The sequence below is a fragment of the Comamonas sp. FG99 genome, from assembly GCF_057808605.1.
In genome coordinates, this window is the sequence record NZ_JBMDII010000034.1 from 12,439 (window position 1) to 32,189 (window position 19,751).

The 19,751-nt window shown below is 67.0% G+C and carries 18 protein-coding genes; 2 read left to right on the top strand and 16 right to left on the bottom strand.

The window, feature by feature from the left end; translation table 11 throughout:
- Window positions 1–19: 19 nt before the first annotated feature.
- The 4 genes from glmM to ACODRX_RS19900 all read right to left on the bottom strand — a co-directional run bounded on the left by glmM (window position 20) and on the right by ACODRX_RS19900 (window position 5,056).
- The gene (gene glmM, locus ACODRX_RS19885; RefSeq protein ID WP_488873268.1) at window positions 20–1,357 is read right to left on the bottom strand and encodes a phosphoglucosamine mutase; all 1,338 of its coding nucleotides are present in this window, start codon (window positions 1,355–1,357) and stop codon (window positions 20–22) included.
- 64 nt (window positions 1,358–1,421) lie between these two features.
- Window positions 1,422–2,273, bottom strand: a complete 852-nt coding sequence (folP, locus tag ACODRX_RS19890; protein ID WP_488873269.1) for a dihydropteroate synthase — start codon at window positions 2,271–2,273, stop codon at window positions 1,422–1,424.
- Window positions 2,274–2,331: 58 nt separating this feature from the next.
- The gene (ftsH, locus tag ACODRX_RS19895; protein ID WP_488873270.1) at window positions 2,332–4,251 is read right to left on the bottom strand and encodes an ATP-dependent zinc metalloprotease FtsH; all 1,920 of its coding nucleotides are present in this window, start codon (window positions 4,249–4,251) and stop codon (window positions 2,332–2,334) included.
- A 148-nt stretch (window positions 4,252–4,399) separates the two neighbouring features.
- Window positions 4,400–5,056 carry an RlmE family RNA methyltransferase gene (locus ACODRX_RS19900; protein ID WP_488873271.1) on the bottom strand — a complete coding sequence of 219 codons (657 nt, stop codon included), beginning with the start codon at window positions 5,054–5,056 and terminating at the stop codon, window positions 4,400–4,402.
- Between the two features lie 67 nt (window positions 5,057–5,123).
- Between ACODRX_RS19900 and ACODRX_RS19905 the strand changes: the two genes are divergently transcribed.
- Together ACODRX_RS19905 and ACODRX_RS19910 are read left to right on the top strand one after the other, a co-directional pair.
- A complete protein-coding gene (locus ACODRX_RS19905) occupies window positions 5,124–5,591 on the top strand; it encodes a YhbY family RNA-binding protein (protein WP_488873272.1) in 468 nt (155 codons plus the stop codon).
- A gap of 29 nt (window positions 5,592–5,620) precedes the next feature.
- Window positions 5,621–6,337, top strand: coding sequence for a glycosyltransferase (locus ACODRX_RS19910; protein ID WP_488873306.1), 717 nt, complete (start codon window positions 5,621–5,623; stop codon window positions 6,335–6,337).
- A 21-nt stretch (window positions 6,338–6,358) separates the two neighbouring features.
- Here the strand turns inward: ACODRX_RS19910 and ACODRX_RS19915 are convergent, their stop codons facing one another.
- From ACODRX_RS19915 to bamA, 12 genes are all read right to left on the bottom strand, one after another.
- Window positions 6,359–6,769 carry a DUF4149 domain-containing protein gene (locus ACODRX_RS19915; RefSeq protein ID WP_488873307.1) on the bottom strand — a complete coding sequence of 137 codons (411 nt, stop codon included), beginning with the start codon at window positions 6,767–6,769 and terminating at the stop codon, window positions 6,359–6,361.
- A 2-nt stretch (window positions 6,770–6,771) separates the two neighbouring features.
- Window positions 6,772–7,248, bottom strand: a complete 477-nt coding sequence (gene greA, locus ACODRX_RS19920) for a transcription elongation factor GreA (protein WP_488873273.1) — start codon at window positions 7,246–7,248, stop codon at window positions 6,772–6,774.
- Between the two features lie 100 nt (window positions 7,249–7,348).
- Entirely contained in the window at window positions 7,349–10,609 is a 3,261-nt protein-coding gene (gene carB / locus ACODRX_RS19925) for a carbamoyl-phosphate synthase large subunit (RefSeq protein WP_488873274.1), read from the bottom strand.
- A 71-nt stretch (window positions 10,610–10,680) separates the two neighbouring features.
- The gene (carA, locus tag ACODRX_RS19930) at window positions 10,681–11,880 is read right to left on the bottom strand and encodes a glutamine-hydrolyzing carbamoyl-phosphate synthase small subunit (RefSeq protein WP_488873275.1); all 1,200 of its coding nucleotides are present in this window, start codon (window positions 11,878–11,880) and stop codon (window positions 10,681–10,683) included.
- 207 nt (window positions 11,881–12,087) lie between these two features.
- Window positions 12,088–12,858: a TrmH family RNA methyltransferase gene (locus tag ACODRX_RS19935; protein WP_488873276.1), complete on the bottom strand. Its 771-nt coding sequence runs from the start codon at window positions 12,856–12,858 to the stop codon at window positions 12,088–12,090.
- A 3-nt stretch (window positions 12,859–12,861) separates the two neighbouring features.
- Window positions 12,862–13,488, bottom strand: coding sequence for a ribonuclease HII (rnhB, locus tag ACODRX_RS19940; RefSeq protein WP_488873277.1), 627 nt, complete (start codon window positions 13,486–13,488; stop codon window positions 12,862–12,864).
- Window positions 13,460–14,644, bottom strand: a complete 1,185-nt coding sequence (gene lpxB, locus ACODRX_RS19945; RefSeq protein WP_488873278.1) for a lipid-A-disaccharide synthase — start codon at window positions 14,642–14,644, stop codon at window positions 13,460–13,462. The genes rnhB and lpxB overlap by 29 nt, the downstream gene beginning before the upstream one ends.
- Complete coding sequence (lpxA, locus tag ACODRX_RS19950; RefSeq protein WP_488873279.1) at window positions 14,628–15,419, bottom strand: acyl-ACP--UDP-N-acetylglucosamine O-acyltransferase; 792 nt, start codon at window positions 15,417–15,419, stop codon at window positions 14,628–14,630. Before lpxA ends, lpxB begins: the two co-directional genes overlap by 17 nt.
- Window positions 15,420–15,453: 34 nt before the next feature.
- Window positions 15,454–15,894: a 3-hydroxyacyl-ACP dehydratase FabZ gene (gene fabZ / locus ACODRX_RS19955; RefSeq protein WP_488873280.1), complete on the bottom strand. Its 441-nt coding sequence runs from the start codon at window positions 15,892–15,894 to the stop codon at window positions 15,454–15,456.
- Entirely contained in the window at window positions 15,891–16,892 is a 1,002-nt protein-coding gene (gene lpxD / locus ACODRX_RS19960) for a UDP-3-O-(3-hydroxymyristoyl)glucosamine N-acyltransferase (protein WP_488873281.1), read from the bottom strand. The genes fabZ and lpxD overlap by 4 nt, the downstream gene beginning before the upstream one ends.
- An 18-nt stretch (window positions 16,893–16,910) precedes the next feature.
- The gene (locus tag ACODRX_RS19965) at window positions 16,911–17,447 is read right to left on the bottom strand and encodes an OmpH/Skp family outer membrane protein (RefSeq protein ID WP_488873282.1); all 537 of its coding nucleotides are present in this window, start codon (window positions 17,445–17,447) and stop codon (window positions 16,911–16,913) included.
- Window positions 17,447–19,744: an outer membrane protein assembly factor BamA gene (bamA, locus tag ACODRX_RS19970; RefSeq protein ID WP_488873283.1), complete on the bottom strand. Its 2,298-nt coding sequence runs from the start codon at window positions 19,742–19,744 to the stop codon at window positions 17,447–17,449. Before bamA ends, ACODRX_RS19965 begins: the two co-directional genes overlap by 1 nt.
- Window positions 19,745–19,751: the final 7 nt, after the last annotated feature.

Sequence of the window (19,751 nt, forward strand, 5' to 3'; positions counted from 1 at the left end):
TGCGCGCGCGCCATCCCGCTCAGGCCCCCACGCGCGCCGCCTCCGCCAGCGCCTCGGCGCAGCGGCTGGCCTGTGCGGCATCGTGCGCCTCGACCATCACCCGCAGCAGCGGCTCGGTGCCGCTGGCGCGGATCAGCACCCGCCCCTCGCCGTTGAAGTCGGCGGTGATCCGCTGGCTCAGCTCGGCCAGGCGGTGGTTGCGGCTCCAGTCCTGCCCGGGCTGTAGGCGCACGTTGACCATGACCTGCGGGCACAGCTCCACGCCCTGGAGCTGCTCGGCCATCGACTGCTGGCGGCTCACGCAGGCGCGCAGCACCTGCAGCGCGCTCACCAGGCCATCGCCGGTGGTGTGCCGGTCCAGCGCCAGCAGGTGGCCCGAGCCCTCGCCGCCCAGCAACCAGCCGCGGGCCTGCAGCTCTTCGAGCACATAGCGGTCGCCCACCTTGGCGCGCACCAGCGGTATGCCCAGGCGCTTGAGCGCGGACTCCACCGCCAGGTTGGTCATCAGCGTGCCGACCACGCCCGGCACCGCTTCGCCGCGGCGCAGGCGGTCGCTGGCCATCAGGTACAGCAGCTCGTCGCCGTTGAACAAGCGCCCGCTGGCATCGACCAGCTGCAGCCGGTCGGCATCGCCATCGAGCGCCACGCCCAGGTCGGCCTGGTTGGCGCGCACCGCGCGCACCAGGGCCTCGGGGTGGATGGCGCCCACCTCGCGGTTGATGTTCAGGCCGTCCGGATTGCAGCCGATGGTGATCACATCGGCGCCCAGCTCGTGGAAGACCTTGGGCGCGATCTGGTAGGCCGCGCCATGGGCCGCGTCGACCACGATCTTCAGCCCGCGCAGGCTCAGCGACTGATCGAAGGTGCTCTTGCAGAACTCGATGTAGCGGCCGGCGGCATCGTCGAGCCGGCGCGCCTTGCCCAGCGCCGCGGACGGCACCCACACCGGAGCTTCGGCGAGCGCCGCCTCGACCGACTCCTCCCAGGCATCGGGCAGCTTGGTGCCCCCGGCGCTGAAGAACTTGATGCCGTTGTCCTCGAACGGATTGTGGCTGGCGCTGATCACCACGCCCAGGCTGGCGCGCTGCGCCCGCGTGAGATAGGCCACGCCCGGCGTGGGCAGCGGGCCCAGCAGCACCACGTCCACGCCCGCCGAGTTGAAGCCCGACTCCAGCGCGCTTTCCAGCATGTAGCCCGAGATGCGCGTGTCCTTGCCGATCAGCACCGTCGGGCGCTCTTCGCTGCGGCGCAGCACGCGGCCCACCGCATGCGCCAGGCGCAGCACGAAGTCCGGCGTGATGGGCGACTGGCCCACGGTGCCGCGGATGCCGTCGGTCCCAAAGTATTTGCGTGCCATATGAACTTATCCCTTCTTTTTTTAAGCTGGCGCTATTGTGTCAGTCCCACTCTGCGGCATGCGGTCACAGTGGTATCGAATGGTGAGGCTGCTGCATCGCGCGCAGCACCGCCAGCGCATCGGCGGTCTCGCGCACATCGTGCACCCGCAGCACCGCGGCGCCGCGCTCCGCCGCCAGCACCGCGGCGGCGATGCTGGCCGGCATGCGCTCGTCCACCTGGCGGCCGGTGACCTTGCCCAGCGAGCTCTTGCGCGACCAGCCCGCCAGCAGCGGGTAGCCGGTACCGCCCAGCTCGGCATGGCGCTGCAAGAGCTCGAAATTCTGCGCCACCGTCTTGCCAAAGCCTGTGCCGGCATCGAACATGATGCGCGGCTGCGCTACGCCCTGGGCCAGCAGCTGCTGCGCCTCGCCCTCCAGAAACTGCAGCACCTGCGCCACCACGTCATGCCCCGCCATCTGCGACACATGCATGGTCTGCGGGTCGGCATGCATGTGCATCAGGCAGATGCCGCACTGCGGATGCGCCGCCACCACGGCCCGCGCGCCCGGCTGGCGCAGGGCCCAGATGTCGTTGATGATGTCCGCGCCCAGATCGAGCGCGGCCTGCATCACCTCGGGCTTGTAGGTATCGACCGAGACCGGCACCTGGAGCTTGACCGCCTCCTTGAGCACCGGCAGCACGCGGCGCAGCTCTTCCTGCAGCGGCACCGCCGGGCTGCCCGGGCGGGTGGACTCGCCGCCGATGTCCAGGATATCGGCGCCCTCCTGCAGCAGTTGCTCCGCGTGCGCCAGCGCGGCGCGCGGATCGGGCCAGGCGCCGCCGTCCGAGAAGGAGTCGGGCGTGACATTGACGATGCCCATGATCTGCGGCCGGCGCAGATCGATCTGGAAGCGGCTGGTTTGCCAATAAGTCATATCTATGAAAAAGGCGCTCCGGGGAGCGCCTAGTTGGTTGGGTGGAAAAGCTGGCCGGTCAGGCTGCGGTCGGCGCGTGGTCCGAAGCCACCACCGGCGTGCCGCCGCCCGAGCCGCCGTCGCCCGAAGGCGGCGGGTTGCGCGGCGTCCAGTCCTTGGGCGGGCGCGGGTTCTTGCCGGCCATGATGTCATCGAGCTGCTCGGCATCGATGGTTTCCCATTCGAGCATGGCCTTGGCCATGGCATGCATCTTGTCGGCATGCTCCTCGATCAGGTGGCGGGCCAGCGCATACTGCTCGTCGATGATGCGGCGCACCTCGCCGTCCACCTTCTGCATGGTCTGCTCACTCATGTTGGTGGTCTTGGTGACCGAGCGGCCCAGGAACACCTCGCCCTCGTTCTCGGCATAGACCATCGGGCCCAGCGCCTCGCTCATGCCGTACTTCATGACCATGTCGCGCGCCAGGTTGGTGGCCCGCTCGAAGTCGTTGGAAGCGCCGGTGGTCATCTGGTTCATGAACACTTCCTCGGCGATGCGGCCACCGAACAGCATGGCGATCTGGTTGAGCATGTACTCCTTGTCGTAGGAGTAGCGGTCCTTCTCGGGCAGGCTCATGGTCACGCCCAGCGCGCGGCCGCGTGGGATGATGGTGACCTTGTGCACCGGATCGCACTTGGGCAGCAGCTTGCCGATCAGCGCATGGCCGGCCTCGTGGTAGGCGGTGTTGCGGCGCTCTTCCTCGGGCATGACCATGGTCTTGCGCTCGGGGCCCATGATGATCTTGTCCTTGGCCTTCTCGAAGTCCTGCATCTCGACGGTGCGCGCGTTGCGGCGCGCGGCCATCAGCGCGGCCTCGTTGCACAGGTTGGCCAGGTCGGCGCCGGACATGCCGGGCGTGCCGCGCGCGATGATGGCCGGGTTCACGTCCTGGCCCACCGGGATCTTGCGCATGTGCACGTTCAGGATCTGCTCGCGGCCGCGGATGTCGGGCAGCGTCACATACACCTGGCGGTCGAAGCGGCCGGGGCGCAGCAGCGCCGCGTCGAGGATGTCGGGGCGGTTGGTCGCGGCCACCACGATCACGCCGAGGTTGGTCTCGAAGCCGTCCATCTCGACCAGCATCTGGTTCAGCGTCTGCTCGCGCTCGTCGTTGCCGCCGCCCAGGCCGGCGCCGCGCTGGCGACCCACCGCATCGATTTCATCGATGAAGATGATGCAGGGCGCATTCTTCTTGGCGTTCTCGAACATGTCGCGCACGCGGGCCGCGCCCACGCCGACGAACATTTCCACGAAGTCGGAGCCCGAGATGCTGAAGAACGGCACCTTGGCCTCGCCGGCGATGGACTTGGCCAGCAGCGTCTTGCCGGTGCCCGGCGGGCCGACCAGCAGCAGGCCGCGCGGAATGCGGCCGCCGAGCTTCTGGAACTTGTGCGGGTCCTTCAGGAAGTCGACGACCTCCTTGACCTCTTCCTTGGCCTCGTCGCAGCCGGCCACGTCGGCGAAGGTGACGGTGTTGTTGTTCTCGTCGAGCATGCGCGCCTTGCTCTTGCCGAAGCTGAAGGCGCCGCCCTTGCCGCCACCCTGCATCTGGCGCATGAAGTAGACCCACACGCCTATCAGCAGCAGCATCGGCGCCCAGTTGATCAGCACCGACAGCAGCACCGAGCCCTCTTCGCGCTCCTTCACGTCGAACTTGACGTTGTTGTTGATCAGGTCGCCCACCAGGCCGCGGTCCATGTAGGTCGCGGTGGTGCGGACCTTGCGGTCGTCATTCGTCGTGGCGACGATGACCGTGCCGCTGGGGCTTTCCTGCAGCGTCGCGCTCTTGATGCGGCCGGTGCGCACCTCTTGCAAGAAGTCCGAGTACGCCAGGGGCGGCGTGGTGCCGGTACGGTTGTCAAATTGCTTGAACACCGTAAACAGCACCATGGCTATCACCATCCATACGGCGGCCTTAGAAAACCACTGATTGTTCAAGGGGGCTCCAGTCGTGCGGGAAATAAAAATACACAGGCTCGTGCTGTGTCATATTGGGAGCATTCTAGGACTTTCAAGACGCCGCGCGGTGGCTTGCCCCCTGTGCACACCCAGGAATCCAGGGCAAAAAGCCCGGGCTTGGCGCACATCAAGCATTTTTCAGGCGCATGCCCACCAGGAAGGTCTCGGACGACTTGTCGCGCGAGGCCTTGGGCTTGACCGGCTTGACCACCTCGAACGTGTCGCGAAACAGCTGCACCAGCTGCGAGTAGCCGCTGCCGTGGAACAGCTTGACCACCAGGGCACCGTCCTTTTTCAGGTGGTGCTGCGCGAAATCCACCGCCAGCTCGATCAGGTGGGCGATGCGCACCGCATCCACCGATTCCACGCCGGACAGGTTGGGCGCCATGTCGGACACCACTACATCGGCCTTGCGCCCGGCCATGGCGGCTTCGAGCTGGGCCAGCACCGGCGCTTCGCGGAAGTCGCCGTTGATGAAGGTCACGCCCTCGATCGCCTCCATGGGCAGGATGTCCAGCGCGATGATGGCGCCGTCCAATGAACCCACCGCCGCGCCGCCGGGCGACAGGCGCCGGCGCACGTACTGGCTCCAGGCGCCCGGGGTGGAGCCCAGGTCGACCACCACGTCGCCGGGGCGGATGAGCTTGAACTGCTCGTCGATCTCCTTGAGCTTGTAGGCCGCGCGGGCGCGGTAGCCGTCTTTCTGCGCGGCTTTCACATAGGGATCATTGACATGCATGTGCAGCCAATTCTTGTTGACTTTCTTGCTTTTGGACGATTTCATCAAAACCTCGGAATGCGCCGCACGCGCAAGCGGTGCCGTGCGGCGATTGACTGGATAATACGGGCCTATGCCCCAAATTCAACTGACTCCCGCGCAGCGCCGCGAACACCGCGCCGAGGCCCACCATCTCGATCCGGTCGTGCTGATCGGCGCCGGCGGGCTCACCGCCGCCGTGCAAAAGGAAATCGACGCGGCGCTGAACGCCCATGGCCTCATCAAGATCCGCGTCTTCGGCGACGACCGCGCCGAGCGCGAGGCCATCTACCACCAGCTCGCCGACGAGCTGGGCGCCGCCCCCATCCAGCATATCGGCAAACTGCTGGTGCTGTGGCGGCCGATCCCCGAAAAGGACAAGGCCGCCACCGAAGACCGCAAGCCCGGCCCGCGCGACGTGAAGGTGCTCAAGTACGGCCGCGCCGGCACCAAGCCCGAGGTCAAGCAACTGCGCGTGCTGGGCAACCAGCGCCTGACCTCCGGCGGCCAGATCAAGCGCGCCAAGCCCAAGCAGAAATCCATCAAGAAGCAGCAGGGCTGATCCGCGTGACGCAGCGCCACATCCTGTGCATGAAATGGGGCACCAAGTACGGCCCCCACTACGTCAACCGCCTGTACGCCATGGTGCGCCGGCACCTGTCGGGCGAGTTCAACTTCGTCTGCCTGACCGACGACGCCAGCGGCATCCGGCCCGAGGTGCAATGCCTGCCGATACCGCCGCTCGAGCTGCCGCCCGGCATTCCCGAGCGCGGCTGGACCAAGCTGGCCACCTTCGGCCGCGACTTGCACGGCCTCGCCGGCACGGCGCTGTTCCTGGACCTGGATGTGGTGATCGTCGGGCCGCTGGACGAGTTCTTCACCCAGCCGGGCGAATTCCTCATCATCCACGACTACCCGCGCTTTTGGCGCCTTGGCGAGCGCATCGTCGGCAACTCGTCGGTCTACCGCTTCACGCTGGGCGCGCACCCCGATGTGCTGGACTATTTTTGCCAGCACACCGAGGCGGTGCGCGCCAGGTACCGCAACGAGCAGGAATACCTCTCGCACTTCCTGCACCAGCAGGGCAAGCTGCGGTACTGGCCCGCGGCCTGGTGCCCCAGCTTCAAGTACCACTGCATTCCCGCCTGGCCCGGCAACTACTGGAAGGAGCCGGTGCCGCCCGCGGGCGCGCGCATCGTGATCTTCCACGGCGAGGTCAACCCGCCCGATGCGCTCGAAGGCCGGCGCAACCGGCGCTTTCGCCATATCGAGAAGGCCCGCTGGATCGCCCAGGCCTGGGCGGACTGAAGCGCCCCCGCAGGGGCCCCGTCACGCCTCGCGCCGCGCCGCGCGCCACAGCAGCATGCCGGCGCACAGCCATTGCAACAGGTACATCGCGCTGCCCACGCTGTGCCAGAGCTTGAGGTTCTCGCGCGCCACGATGCGCGGCGCAACCGCAAACTCGCCCAGCAGGGCCAGCAGCAAGCCGCTGACCACCAGGAAGATGGCGGTCTGCGCCTTGCCATCGATGGTTTGCGTGCGCTGGGGCCTGAACACCAGCAGCAGCATGCCGCAGACCACCGACACCCAGGTCTGCGCGGAGAACAGCTTGGCCGCCATGGAGCCGGCCATGGCGGGGCTGGGCAGGTGCGCGAACAGCATGGGCACCACCAGGAAGCCGGTGGTGCTGAGGCTGCCCCACCACAGTGCGGATGCCAGAATCGGCAGGCGGCCGTGCATCATCAGCGGTAGCTGACCGCAATCACTTCGTAGCGGCGCACGCCGCCCGGGGCCTGCACCTCGGCGGTGTCGCCCTCTTCCTTGCCGATCAGCGCGCGCGCGATGGGCGAGGACACATTGATCAGGCCCTGCTTGAGGTCGGCCTCGTCCTCGCCGACGATCTGGTACTTGACGGTGTCGCCCGAGTCCTCGTCCTCCAGCTCCACCGTGGCGCCGAACACCACCTTGCCGCCGGCATCGAGCTGCGAGGGATCGATGATCTGCGCGGTGGACAGCTTGCCCTCCACCTCCTGAATGCGGCCTTCGATGAAGCCCTGGCGGTCCTTGGCCGCGTCGTATTCGGCGTTTTCGCTCAGGTCGCCATGCGAACGCGCTTCGGCGATCGCGGCGATCACGGCCGGGCGGTCGACGGTCTTCAGGCGCTGCAGCTCTTCCTTGAGCTTTTCGGCGCCACGCTTGGTGATGGGAATCGTGGCCATATCGGTCTCCACAAAAGCAAAAAGCAAACCGCCGCGCGGAATGCGCGGCGGTTGATGACGGCTTCTATTATGCCGAATTAATCCGGCATTCCCAAGCTCGTCAGGCCACCAGGCTGGCGTGCAGCTCCTGCACCGAGTACACGTCCTGGCGGTCCATGGAGCGCAGGCCCTCGACCGCGGCCTCGGCGCCGAAGATGGTGGTGAAGGTGGTCACGCGGGCCAGCAGCGCGCTGGTGCGGATGGCGCGCGAGTCGGCGATCGCATTGCGGCGCTCTTCCACGGTGTTGATGACCATGGCGATCTCGCCGTTCTTGATCATGTCCACCACGTGCGGGCGGCCCTCGGTGACCTTGTTCACCGTCTGCACCGCCACGCCGGCCTCGGCGATCGCCGCCGCGGTGCCGCGCGTGGCGCACAGCGTGAAGCCCATCGCGGCCAGCTCCTTGGCGATGGCGACCGCGCGCGGCTTGTCGCTGTTCTTCACCGTCAGGAACACCTTGCCGCTTTGCGGCAGCCTGGTGCCGGCGCCGAGCTGGCTCTTGACGAAGGCTTCGCCAAAGGTCTTGCCCACGCCCATCACCTCGCCGGTGGATTTCATCTCGGGGCCGAGGATAGTATCCACGCCCGGGAACTTGACGAAGGGGAACACCGCTTCCTTGACGCTGAAGTACGGCGGCGTCACTTCCTTGGTCACGCCCTGCTCGGCCAGGGTCTGTCCGGCCATGCAGCGCGCCGCCACCTTGGCCAGCTGGATGCCGGTGGCCTTGCTGACGAAGGGCACGGTGCGCGAGGCACGCGGATTCACTTCGAGCACGTAGATGATGTCCTTGCCGTCGCGCTCCTGGATGGCGAACTGCACGTTCATCAGGCCCACCACGTTCAGCGCCTGGGCCATCGCGGCGGTCTGGCGCTTGATCTCGTCGACCGTGGCCTTGGACAGGTAGTACGGCGGCAGCGAGCAGGCCGAGTCGCCCGAGTGCACGCCAGCCTGCTCGATGTGCTCCATCACGCCGCCGATGAAGACCTGGCCCGAGGCATCGCGCACGCAGTCCACGTCGCACTCGATGGCGTTCGAGAGGAAGTGGTCCAGCAGCACCGGCGAGTCGTTGCTCACCTTGACCGCCTCGCGCATGTAGCGCTCCAGGTCGCGCTGCTCGTGCACGATCTCCATCGCGCGCCCGCCCAGCACGTAGCTGGGGCGCACCACCAGCGGGTAGCCGATCTCGGCGGCCTTGGCCAGCGCATCCTCTTCGGTGCGGGCGGTGGCATTGGGCGGCTGGCGCAGGTTCAGCTCGTGCAGCAGCTTCTGGAAGCGCTCGCGGTCTTCGGCCGCGTCGATCATGTCGGGGCTGGTGCCGATGATGGGCACGCCCTCGCGCTCCAGCGCCAGCGCCAGCTTGAGCGGCGTCTGGCCGCCGTACTGCACGATCACGCCCTCGGGCTTTTCCTTGTCGACGATCTCCAGCACGTCTTCCAGCGTCAGCGGCTCGAAGTACAGGCGGTCCGAGGTGTCGTAGTCGGTCGAGACGGTCTCGGGGTTGCAGTTGACCATGATGGTCTCGTAGCCGTCCTCGCGCATGGCCAGCGCGGCATGCACGCAGCAGTAGTCGAACTCGATGCCCTGGCCGATGCGGTTGGGACCGCCGCCGAGCACCATGATCTTCTTCTTGTCGGTGGGCTCGGCCTCGCACTCCTCGTCGTAGGTGGAGTACATGTAGGCGGTGTTGGTGGCGAACTCGGCCGCGCAGGTGTCCACGCGCTTGAACACCGGGCGCACGGCCAGCGCGCGGCGCGCCTCGCGCACCGCCTTGTCGGTGGTGCCCAGCAGCTTGGCCAGGCGGCGGTCGGAGAAGCCCTTTTGCTTGAGCGTGCGCAGCTCCTCGGCGCCCAGGGCAGCCAGCGCCTTGTCGACATGGGCCTCGGTGTGCTTGTCCAGCGCCAGCTCGATCTTGACGATTTCCTCGATCTGCACCAGGAACCACTTGTCGATCTTGGTGAGATCGTGCACCTCGTCAAGCGTCCAGCCGGCGGCGAAGGCATCGCCCACGTACCAGATGCGCTCGGGGCCGGGCTCGCCGAGTTCCTTCTCCAGGATCTCGCGGTCCTGGGTCTTCTCGTTCATGCCGTCCACGCCGACTTCCAGGCCGCGCAGCGCCTTCTGGAACGACTCCTGGAAGGTGCGGCCCATGGCCATCACCTCGCCCACCGATTTCATCTGCGTGGTCAGGCGGTTGTCGGCGGCCGGAAACTTCTCAAACGCGAAGCGCGGGATCTTGGTGACCACGTAGTCGATGGTCGGCTCGAACGACGCGGGCGTGGCGCCGCCGGTGATCTCGTTCTTGAGCTCGTCCAGCGTGTAGCCCACCGCCAGCTTGGCGGCGATCTTGGCGATCGGGAAGCCCGTGGCCTTGGAGGCCAGCGCCGACGAACGCGACACCCGCGGGTTCATCTCGATCACGATCATGCGGCCGTCCTTGGGGTTCACCGAGAACTGCACGTTGGAGCCGCCGGTGTCCACGCCGATCTCGCGCAGCACCGCCAGCGAGGCATTGCGCATGATCTGGTATTCCTTGTCGGTCAGCGTCTGCGCCGGAGCCACGGTGATCGAGTCGCCGGTGTGCACGCCCATGGGGTCGAGGTTCTCGATGGAGCAGACGATGATGCAGTTGTCCGCCTTGTCGCGCACCACCTCCATCTCGTACTCTTTCCAGCCGAGCAGCGATTCCTCGATCAGCAGCTCGTTGGTGGGCGAAGCCTCCAGGCCGCGCTTGCAGATGGTCTCGAACTCTTCGGTGTTGTAGGCGATGCCGCCGCCGGTGCCGCCCAGCGTGAAGCTGGGGCGGATCACCGTGGGGAAGCCGACGCGCTTTTGCACTTCCCAGGCCTCGTCCATGCTGTGGGCGATGCCCGAGCGCGCCGAGCCCAGGCCGATCTTGGTCATCGCGTCCTTGAACTTCAGCCGGTCCTCGGCCTTGTCGATGGCCTCGGGCGTGGCGCCGATCAGCTCGACCTGGTACTTGTCGAGCACGCCGTGGTGCCACAGGTCCAGCGCGCAGTTCAGCGCGGTCTGGCCGCCCATGGTGGGCAGGATGGCAAAACCGCCGGGATTGAGCTGGCGCTCCTTGGCGATGATCTTCTCGACCGTCTGCCAGGTGATGGGCTCGATATAGGTGACGTCGGCCGTGGCCGGGTCGGTCATGATCGTGGCGGGGTTGCTGTTGATCAGGATGACCTTGTAGCCCTCCTCGCGCAGCGCCTTGCACGCCTGCACGCCCGAATAGTCGAACTCGCAGGCCTGGCCGATGATGATCGGGCCGGCGCCGATGATGAGGATGCTCTTGATGTCTGTACGCTTTGGCATGGGTTTGCCTACTATTTATTTAATAGCTGCTAGCACTTGATAGATGGGCACCAGCAGCCAATTTGACTCAGTTACGCCTGCTGGTGCTTGCGCATCAGCTTCACGAAGCGGTCGAACAGGTAGCTCACGTCGTGCGGGCCGGGCGATGCCTCGGGGTGGCCCTGGAAGCAGAAGGCCGGCTTGTCGGTGCGCTCCATACCCTGCAGCGTGCCGTCGAACAGGCTGATGTGCGTGGCGCGCACATTCGCGGGCAGCGATTCGAGATCCACCGCGAAGCCGTGGTTCTGGCTGGTGATGGAGACACGGCCGCTGTCCAGGTCCTTGACCGGGTGGTTGGCGCCATGGTGGCTGTTTTGCATCTTGAAGGTCTTGGCGCCCACGGCCAGGGCCATGATCTGGTGGCCCAGGCAGATGCCGAAGGTGGGGATGCCGCTGTCCATGGCTTCGCGCGCGGCGGCGACCGCGTAGTCGCAAGGCTCCGGGTCGCCCGGGCCGTTGGACAGGAAGATGCCATCGGGCTGGTACTTGAAGACCTCGGCGATGGGCGTCTGCGCCGGCACCACCGTCACGCGGCAGCCGCGCTCGGCCAGCATGCGCAAGATGTTCTTCTTCACGCCGTAGTCGTAGGCCACCACATGGAACTGGTGGTCCTGCAGCTTGCCGTAACCAGGCTTTCCGGGTGTGTCGCCGTCGGCGCGGGCCAGCTGCCATTCGGTCTGCAGCCACTCGTAGGGCTCCTGCACCGACACCACCTTGGCCAGGTCCAGCCCCTTCATGCTGGGCGCGGCCTGGGCGGCGGCCACGGCGCGCTCGATCGCCTCGGGCGTGACCGCCTCGCCGGCCGCCAGGCCCACGATGGCGCCATTTTGCGCACCCTTGCTGCGCAGCAGCCGGGTGAGCTTGCGGGTGTCGATATTGGCGATCGCCACCGTGTTCTCGCGCCGCAGGTACTCGGGCAGCGTGAGCGTGGCGCGGAAGTTGCTGGCCAGCAGCGGCAGGTTCTTGATGATCAGGCCGGCGGCGTGCACTTTGTCGGCCTCGACGTCCTCGTCATTGATGCCGTAGTTGCCGATGTGCGGATAGGTGAGCGTGACGATCTGCTGGCAGTAGCTGGGATCGGTGAGGATTTCCTGGTAGCCGGTGATGGCGGTGTTGAAGACCACCTCACCCACCGTGGTGCCGGTGGCGCCGATGGAGTTGCCGATAAAGACCGTGCCGTCTGCGAGCGCCAGGATGGCGGGTGGGAAAGCTCCCTGTTGCGACAAAAACACTGGGTTCTCCGAGAAGTGTCGGGTCGCCCGGAGCCCCGGATCATCATTCCGTAGGGGCTGTGCTTTATGGGGTGTTTGGATGCGGCCGGGCGACGTGATTTACGTGAAAGCCGCTCATTGTAGCGTGGATGGGCCGCGGCCACACCAGCGCCGGGCAATATTTAGACACTCTGCGCAGGTTTTTCAAACGCAGTGCGTATATACCGATCAGCGCTGGCAGGCGCTGGTGTGCAGGCAGATCGCCGCCGCGGCCGCCACGTTCAGCGACTCCTCGCCGCCGGGCTGGGCAATGCGCACATGGGCCTGCGCGGCCTGCTCCAGGCTTGCCGCCACGCCCTGCCCCTCGTTGCCCATGACCCAGGCGCAGGGCCAGGGCAGCCGCGCCTGGTGCAGCCAGTCGCCGCGGTGCGAGCTGGTCACCACCAGCGGCACCGACAAGGCCTGCAGCTGCTCCTCTTGCAGCGACTCCACCAGGCGCAGCCCGAAATGCGCCCCCATGCCGGCGCGCAGCACCTTGCCGCTCCACAGCGCCGCCGTGCCCTTGAGCGCCAGCACCTGGCCGAAGCCGAAGGCCGAGGCGCTGCGCAGTATGGAGCCGACGTTGCCGGCATCCTGCACCCGGTCGAGCACCACGGTGGCCACGCCGGGCTCGATGGCGCCGCCCTCCACGGGCAGCTCCAGCACGAAGCCCATCGGCGCCGCCGAAGGCAGGCTGCTGATGCCGGCCAGGATGGCGTCGGCAATCACCACGTTCTTCGCGGCATGCCGCGCATACAGGGCCTCGGCCTGCGGCCAGAACGATTCCGCATAGACGCCGATGGCTGGCTTGCGCCCGCGCGCCAGGGCCGCGCGGCACAGGTGGTCGCCCTCGATCCACACCCGGCCCTGGCGGCGGTAGGCGCTGCCGTCCTCGGCCAGGCGGCGCAGGTCCTTGACGAAGGCGTTGTCACGCGACTGGATGAATACCGGGTTCTGCATGGATCACTCTCCGTGGCCGGCGCATTCGGCCACCGGCGCGAACGAGCGCCGGTGCTCAGGGCACGGGCCGTGCTGGCGCAGCGCCTGCATGTGCGCCGCGGTGCCATAGCCTTTGTGGCCGGCGAAGCCGTAGGCGGGATAGAGCCGGTCGATGTCCACGCACCAGCGGTCGCGCCAGACCTTGGCCAGGATGGACGCGGCCGAGATGGCCGGCACCAGCGCATCGCCCTTGACGATGGCCTCGGCCGGCACGTCCAGGCGCGGCAGGCGGTTGCCGTCGACCAGCACGCGCACCGGCTTCAGGCGCAGCCCCGTCACCGCGCGCTGCATGGCCAGCATGGTGGCCTGCAGGATGTTGAACTGGTCCACCTCGGCCACCGAGGCCGAGGCGATCGAGCAGCACAGCGCCTTGGCGCGGATCTCATCGAACAGCCGCTCGCGCCTGAGCGCGGTGAGCTTCTTCGAATCGGCCAGGCCGGCGATCGGGTTGCGCTCGTCGAGGATGACGGCCGCCGCCACCACCGGGCCGGCCAGCGGCCCGCGCCCGGCCTCGTCCACGCCCGCCAGCAGGCCCGGCGGGTGCCATTGCAGCGAGGACTGGTTAGGAAGCGAGAACTTTTTCGAGCGCATCGGCTGCCAGTTGCGCGGTGTCCCGGCGCAGTTCCAAATGAAGCTGGTGAAAGCGCTGCTCCACCTGGGCAATGCGCTGCGGACCCGCATCCAGCCACTGCGCCAGCGCCGCGGCCAGCGCCTGCGGCGTGGCCGCGTCCTGCAGCAGCTCGGGCACCACGAAATCGCGGCACAGGATGTTGGGCAGCCCCACCCAGGGCTGCAGCTGCTTGCGGCGCATCAGCCGCCAGCTGATCGGGTGCATGTGGTAGGCGATCACCATCGGGCGCTTGTACAGCGCGGCCTCCAGCGTGGCGGTGCCGCTGGCGATCAGCGTGCAGTCGCAGGCTTCGAGCGCGGTGTGCGACTGGCCATCGAGCAGCTGCACCTGCCCGCGCACGCCGCAGGCCTGCGCCAGCTGTTCGATGCGCGCCTTCTGCGCCGGCACCGCCGGCACCAGCACCTTGAGCCCCGGCCGCTGGCGCAGCAGCAGGGCCACCGCCTCGAAGAACGGCCGCGCGATGTAGTTGACTTCCGACGCGCGGCTGCCCGGCAGCACCGCCAGCACCTTGCCCTGCTCCGGCAGGCCCAGGCGGGCGCGCGCCGCGGCCTTGTCCGGCGCCAGCGGTATCACGCTGGCCAGCGGATGCCCGACATAGGTGGCGGCAATGCCATGCCGCGCCAGCAGCTCGGGCTCGAACGGGAAGATGCACAGCACATGGTCGGCCGCGCGGCGGATCTTCTCCACCCGCTCGGCGCGCCAGGCCCAGATCGAGGGACAGACGAAGTGCACGGTCTTGATACCGGCCGCGCGCAGGCGTTCTTCCACACCGAGGTTGAAGTCCGGTGCATCGACGCCGACGAAAAGCTGCGGCCGCTGCTGCTGCAGCCGCTGCACCAGCTGCTTGCGGATGCGCAAAATGCCCCACAGCCGCCTGAGCAGCTCGGCGCTGTAGCCGTGCACCGCCAGGCGCTCGCTCGGCCACCAGGCGTCGAAGCCCTTGGCGGCCATCGCCGCGCCGCCTATGCCCACCGCATGCACCTGCGGCCAGCGCGACTGCACGCCCTGCAGCAGCAGGCTGGACAGCAGGTCGCCCGACGCCTCGCCGGCCACCATGGCCAGCGAAAGACTTGCAGACGGCGGCTTCGGGGCTAAAGCCTCAGCGAACGATGCCACGGCTGGACTGCTTGAGGAATTGGAGCATGCGCTGCACGTCGGCCTGCGCCTCGGCATCGCAGGTGGCGGCCAGGTCTTCCAGCGCCGCGACCGAGGCCTGCAGCGTCAGGCCCTGGCGGTACAGCAGGCGGTACATCTGCTTGATGACCGCCAGCCGCTCGGCGCCGAAGCCGCGGCGGCGCAGCCCTTCGAGGTTGAGGCCGCGCACGGTCAGCGGATGGCCGTCCACCATGGTGAAGGGCGGCACGTCCTGGCTGATGTGGCTGCCGAAGCCCGCCATCACATGCGCGCCGATGCGGGTGAACTGATGCATGCCGGTCAGCCCGCCGATCACCGCGTGGTCGTCGATGTGCACATGGCCGGCCAGCGTGGCGTTGTTGGCCAGCACGGTATGGCTGCCGACCACGCAGTCGTGGGCGATGTGCACATAGGCCATGATCCAGTTGTCGTCGCCGATGCGGGTGACACCGGCATCCTGCACCGTGCCGAGGTTGATGGTGCAGAACTCGCGGATGGTGTTGCGGTGGCCGATGACCAGGCGGGTCGGCTCGCCGGCGTACTTCTTGTCCTGCGGCGCGCCGCCGATGGCGGCATGCGAGAAGATCTGGTTGTCCTCGCCGATGCTGGTGTGGCCCGACAGCACGCAATGCGCACCGATGCGGCAGCGCGCGCCGATCTCCACCTGCGCCCCCACCACCGCGTAGGGCCCGACCTCGACGCTCCCGTGCAAACGGGCGCCGGCCTCGACCACGGCTGTGGGATGGATCAGACTCACGGGAGAACCTCGCAAATACCGCTGGCCGGGCCGATCAGGCCACGGTGCGCATGGTGCACATGATCTCGGCCTCGCAGGCCACGTTGCCGTCCACGCTGGCCACGGCCTTGAATTTGTAGATGCCGCCCTTGATGCGGTCCAGCTCCACCTCGAGGATCACCTGGTCGCCCGGCTCCACCGGCTTCTTGAAGCGCGCGCCGTCGATGCCGACGAAGTAGAACACCTTGTCGTCGCCCGGGGCCTCGCCCATCATGTCGAAGGACAGCAGGCCCGCGGCCTGCGCCAGCGCCTCCAGCATCAGCACGCCGGGCATCACCGGGCGGGCCGGGAAATGGCCGGTGAAAAACGGCTCGTTCACCGACACGTTCTTGATGGCCTTGATGCGCTTGCCGCGCTCGATCTCCACGACCCGGTCCACCAACAGAAACGGGTAGCGATGCGGCAAAAGCTTGAGAATTTGGTGAATGTCCATCATTTCGGTTCGGCAACGCCGTTCTTCTGAGTTTGTTCCAGGGCCTTGACGCGGTCGCGCAAGGCATGCAACTGCTTGAGCGTTGCCGCATTCTTTTCCCAGCGACTGTTCTCGTCGACCGGGAAGAAGCCCGTGTAATGCCCGGCATGGGGCATCGACCTGCTGACCACCGTCGCCGCGGAAATGTGTACATTGTCGGCGATTTCGAGGTGTCCCAGGATCATTCCCGCCCCCCCCACCGTGCAGTGCCGGCCAATTTTGGCGCTGCCCGCAATGCCCACGCAGCCCGCCAGCGCGGAATGCTCGCCGATCTCCACGTTGTGGCCGATCTGCACCTGGTTGTCGATCTTCACGCCATTGGCGATCACCGTATCCTGGAGCGCCCCCCGGTCGATGCAGGTGTTGGCGCCGATCTCCACATCGTCGCCGATGCGCACCGCCCCCAGCTGCTCGATCTTGACCCAGCGGCCATGGTCGTTGGCGAAGCCGAAGCCGTCGCCGCCGATCACCGCGCCCGGCTGCACCAGCACGCGCTCGCCCAGCACGCAGTCCGCGCCTACGGTCACCCGCGAGGTAAGGACGCTGCCGGCCCCGATCTTCGCGCCGGCGCCCACGTGGCACAGCGGCCCGACCGACGCGCTGGGATCGATCACCGCGCCCGCCTCGACGACCGCGCTGGGATGGATGCCCGGCGCCACCGCCCGCATCGCATGGCGCCTGCGCCACAGCTGCGTGAGCCCGGCGAAGAACAGGTAGGGATCGGGCACCACCAGGTAGGCGCCGCCGCGGACCCGGGCCGCCGACTCTGCCGCCGCCGCCACCGCCACGCAGGCCGCCTTCGAGGCCTGCATCGCATGCACCAGCTTGGCGTTGCTCAGAAAACTGATGGCATCCGGCCCGGCATCCTCCAGCGAGGCTATGCGCTCAATGGCGGTACCGCGTTCGCCTTGCTCCAGGCGGCCGCCCAGCGCATCGACGATGTCCCCCAGCAGCAGACCCACGGCAATGCTCTCAACCGCTTACTTGCCGGAAGCCGCGCTGCCGTTCAGCGCCTTGATGACCTTCTCGGTGATGTCGTACTTGGGGTTGATGTAGACGGCCTCTTGCAGCACCACATCGTACTTGTCCGACTCGGCCACCTGCTTGACCACGCGGTTGGCGCGCTCCAGCACCTGGGCCAGCTCTTCGTTCTTGCGGGCGCTCAGGTCTTCCTGGAATTCGCGGCGCTTGCGCTGGAACTCGCGGTCCTGGTCCACCAGCTGGCGCTGGCGCGCCACGCGCTGGCTTTCCGACAGCGTCGGGGCCTCGCGCTCGAACTGGTCGCTGGCGGTCTTCAGGGCATTGCCCTGGGTCACCAGGTCTTTCTCGCGCTTGGAGAATTCGGATTCCAGCTTGGATTGCGCCGCCTTGGCCGCATTGGCCTCGCGGAAGATGCGGTCGGTGTTCACGAAGCCGACCTTGAACTCCTGCGCCTGGGCGGCCGCGCCAAATGCCATGGCCGAGGTCAGGACCAGCAGGGAGACAGAACGAGAGAAGGGGGAGCGAAGGGATTTCATTAGAAAGACGTTCCGATTTGGAATTGCAGTTTCTGGATTTTATCGCCGGCGAACTTGCGCACCGGCTGCGCATAGGCCAGACGCAGCGGGCCCAGGGGGGATATCCAGCTCAGGCCCAGGCCGGCGGAGGCCCGCATGTCGCTGAACTGCACCTTGTCACCATCGCCGTAGACATTGCCCACGTCGACGAAGGCGAACCAGCGGAAGGTGCGGTCGTTGCCGGTGCCGGGCATCGGGCCGATGAATTCGCCGTTGAGCGTGACCTTCTTCGGCCCACCCAGGGTGGCGCCGGTCACGTCGCGCGGACCCAGCGAGCCTTGCTCGAAGCCGCGCACCGAGCCCAGGCCGCCCGAGAAGAAGTTCTTGAACACCGGGAAGGGCTGGCCGTTGAGGCCCTTGCCCCAGCCCAGCTCGCTGTTGAGCGCGATGGTGTAGCGCTTGTTCAGCGGGATGTATTGCTGCAGCTGGTAGTTGGCGCGCACGTAGCGCGCGTCGCCGAAGGTGGACCACTCGGAGTTCAGGCGCTGGTAGCGCCCCGAGTTGGGCGCCAGCGCGCTGTCGCGGCTGTCGCGCGACCAGCCGATCGTGAGCGGGAAGGCCATGCTGGTGTCGCCGTACCGGGTGGAGTAGTCCAGGTAGGCCGCCGGGATGTTGGTGCCCAGCTTGATCTGCGTGTGCTCCAGGCCACCGCCGAAATACACCGTGTCCACCTCGCTGAACGGGATGCCGAAGCGCACGCTGGCGCCGGTGGTCACGATCTGGTAGGTGCCGCCCTGCGCATCGTACGGGCGGGCCGTGCGGTAGTACAGGTCGTAGGTGCGCGAGATGCCGTCCTTGGTGAAGTACGGATCGGTGGTGCTGACCACCAGGGTACGGTAGTACTTGCTGGTGTTCACGTCGATGCCGAGGTAGTTGCCGGTGCCGAAGACGTTTTCCTGCTTGATGCCGAAGGTCAGCGACACCTTGTCCGCGCTGGAGAAGCCCACGCCCATCTGCAGCGAGCCGGTGGGCTTTTCCGCCACGTTCATCTGCAGATCGACCTGGTCGGGCGCGCCCGGCACTTCCTGGGTATCGACGCCGACGTCGGTGAAGAAGCCCAGGCGGTCCACGCGGTCGCGCGACAGCTTGATCTTGCTGGAGTCGTACCAGGAAGCCTCGTACTGGCGGATTTCGCGGCGGATCACTTCGTCGCGGGTGCGGTTGTTGCCGGCGATGTTGATGCGGCGCACGTAGGCGCGGCGCGAAGGCTCGGCCTTGAGCACCAGCTCGACGCGGTTGTTCTCGCGGTCGATCTCGGGCACCGACTCGACCCGCGCGAACGCATAGCCGAAGCGGCCGAAGTAGTCGGTGAAGGCCTTGGTGGTCTCGGTCACGCGGTCGGCGTTGTAGGGCTCGCCCGGCTTGATCGTGACCAGCGACTTGAACTCGTCGTCGCGGTCCAGGTAGTTGCCTTCGAGCTTGACGCCCGAGACCACGAACTTCGGCCCCTCGTGGACCTTGAGGTTGATCGAGATGCTTTCCTTGTCGGGAGAGATCGAGACCTCGGTCGACTCGATGCGGAACTCCAGGTAGCCGCGCGACAGGTAGAACGAGCGCAGCGTCTCCAGGTCGGCGTTGAACTTGGAGCGCGAATAGCGGTCGCTCTTGGTGTACCAGCTCATCCAGCCGCCGGTGTCCTGGTCGAACAGGTCCTTGAGCGTGGACTCGGAGAAGTCGTGGTTGCCGGAGATGTGGATCTCCTTGATCTTGGCCGCATCGCCTTCGTTGACGGTGAAGGTCAGGTTCACGCGGTTGCGCTCGATCGGGGTGACGGTGGTCACCACGTCGGCGGCGTACATGCTCTTGTTGATGTACTGGCGCTTGAGTTCCTGCTCGGCGCGGTCGGTCAGCGCCTTGTCGTAGGGGCGGCCCTCGGTCAGGCCCACGTCGCGCATGGCCTTCTTCAAGGTGTCCTTGTCGAACTCCTTGGTGCCGGCGAAGTCGACGTTGGCCACCGTGGGGCGCTCCTCGACGACGACCACCAGCACATTGCCGCTGGCCTCGAGGCGCACGTCCTTGAACAGGCCCAGGGCGAACAGCGCGCGGATCGCGGCCGAGCCCTTTTCGTCGTTGTAGTCATCGCCGACATGCAGCGGCATGGTGGCGAAGATGGTGCCCGGCTCGACGCGCTGCAGGCCTTCGACGCGGATGTCCTGGATCGTGAATGGATTGAGCGCCCATGACAGCTTGGCAACCAACAACATGGCGGCAGCGGCTGTCGCTCTCCGGAAAACTGATGGCGATGTGAGGTATTTCATCTCTTAT

Excerpts from the sequence above, each read along its gene's own strand:
- glmM (WP_488873268.1), bottom strand. The coding sequence starts at position 1,357 with ATGGCACGCAAATACTTTGGGACCGACGGCATCCGCGGCACCGTGGGC.
- folP (WP_488873269.1), bottom strand. The coding sequence starts at position 2,273 with ATGACTTATTGGCAAACCAGCCGCTTCCAGATCGATCTGCGCCGGCCG.
- ACODRX_RS19900 (WP_488873271.1), bottom strand. The coding sequence starts at position 5,056 with ATGAAATCGTCCAAAAGCAAGAAAGTCAACAAGAATTGGCTGCACATG.
- ACODRX_RS19905 (WP_488873272.1), top strand. The coding sequence starts at position 5,124 with ATGCCCCAAATTCAACTGACTCCCGCGCAGCGCCGCGAACACCGCGCC.
- ACODRX_RS19910 (WP_488873306.1), top strand. The coding sequence starts at position 5,621 with ATGAAATGGGGCACCAAGTACGGCCCCCACTACGTCAACCGCCTGTAC.
- ACODRX_RS19915 (WP_488873307.1), bottom strand. The coding sequence starts at position 6,769 with ATGCACGGCCGCCTGCCGATTCTGGCATCCGCACTGTGGTGGGGCAGC.
- greA (WP_488873273.1), bottom strand. The coding sequence starts at position 7,248 with ATGGCCACGATTCCCATCACCAAGCGTGGCGCCGAAAAGCTCAAGGAA.
- carB (WP_488873274.1), bottom strand. The coding sequence starts at position 10,609 with ATGCCAAAGCGTACAGACATCAAGAGCATCCTCATCATCGGCGCCGGC.
- ACODRX_RS19935 (WP_488873276.1), bottom strand. The coding sequence starts at position 12,858 with ATGCAGAACCCGGTATTCATCCAGTCGCGTGACAACGCCTTCGTCAAG.
- rnhB (WP_488873277.1), bottom strand. The coding sequence starts at position 13,488 with ATGCGCTCGAAAAAGTTCTCGCTTCCTAACCAGTCCTCGCTGCAATGG.
- fabZ (WP_488873280.1), bottom strand. The coding sequence starts at position 15,894 with ATGATGGACATTCACCAAATTCTCAAGCTTTTGCCGCATCGCTACCCG.
- ACODRX_RS19965 (WP_488873282.1), bottom strand. The coding sequence starts at position 17,447 with ATGAAATCCCTTCGCTCCCCCTTCTCTCGTTCTGTCTCCCTGCTGGTC.
- bamA (WP_488873283.1), bottom strand. The coding sequence starts at position 19,744 with ATGAAATACCTCACATCGCCATCAGTTTTCCGGAGAGCGACAGCCGCT.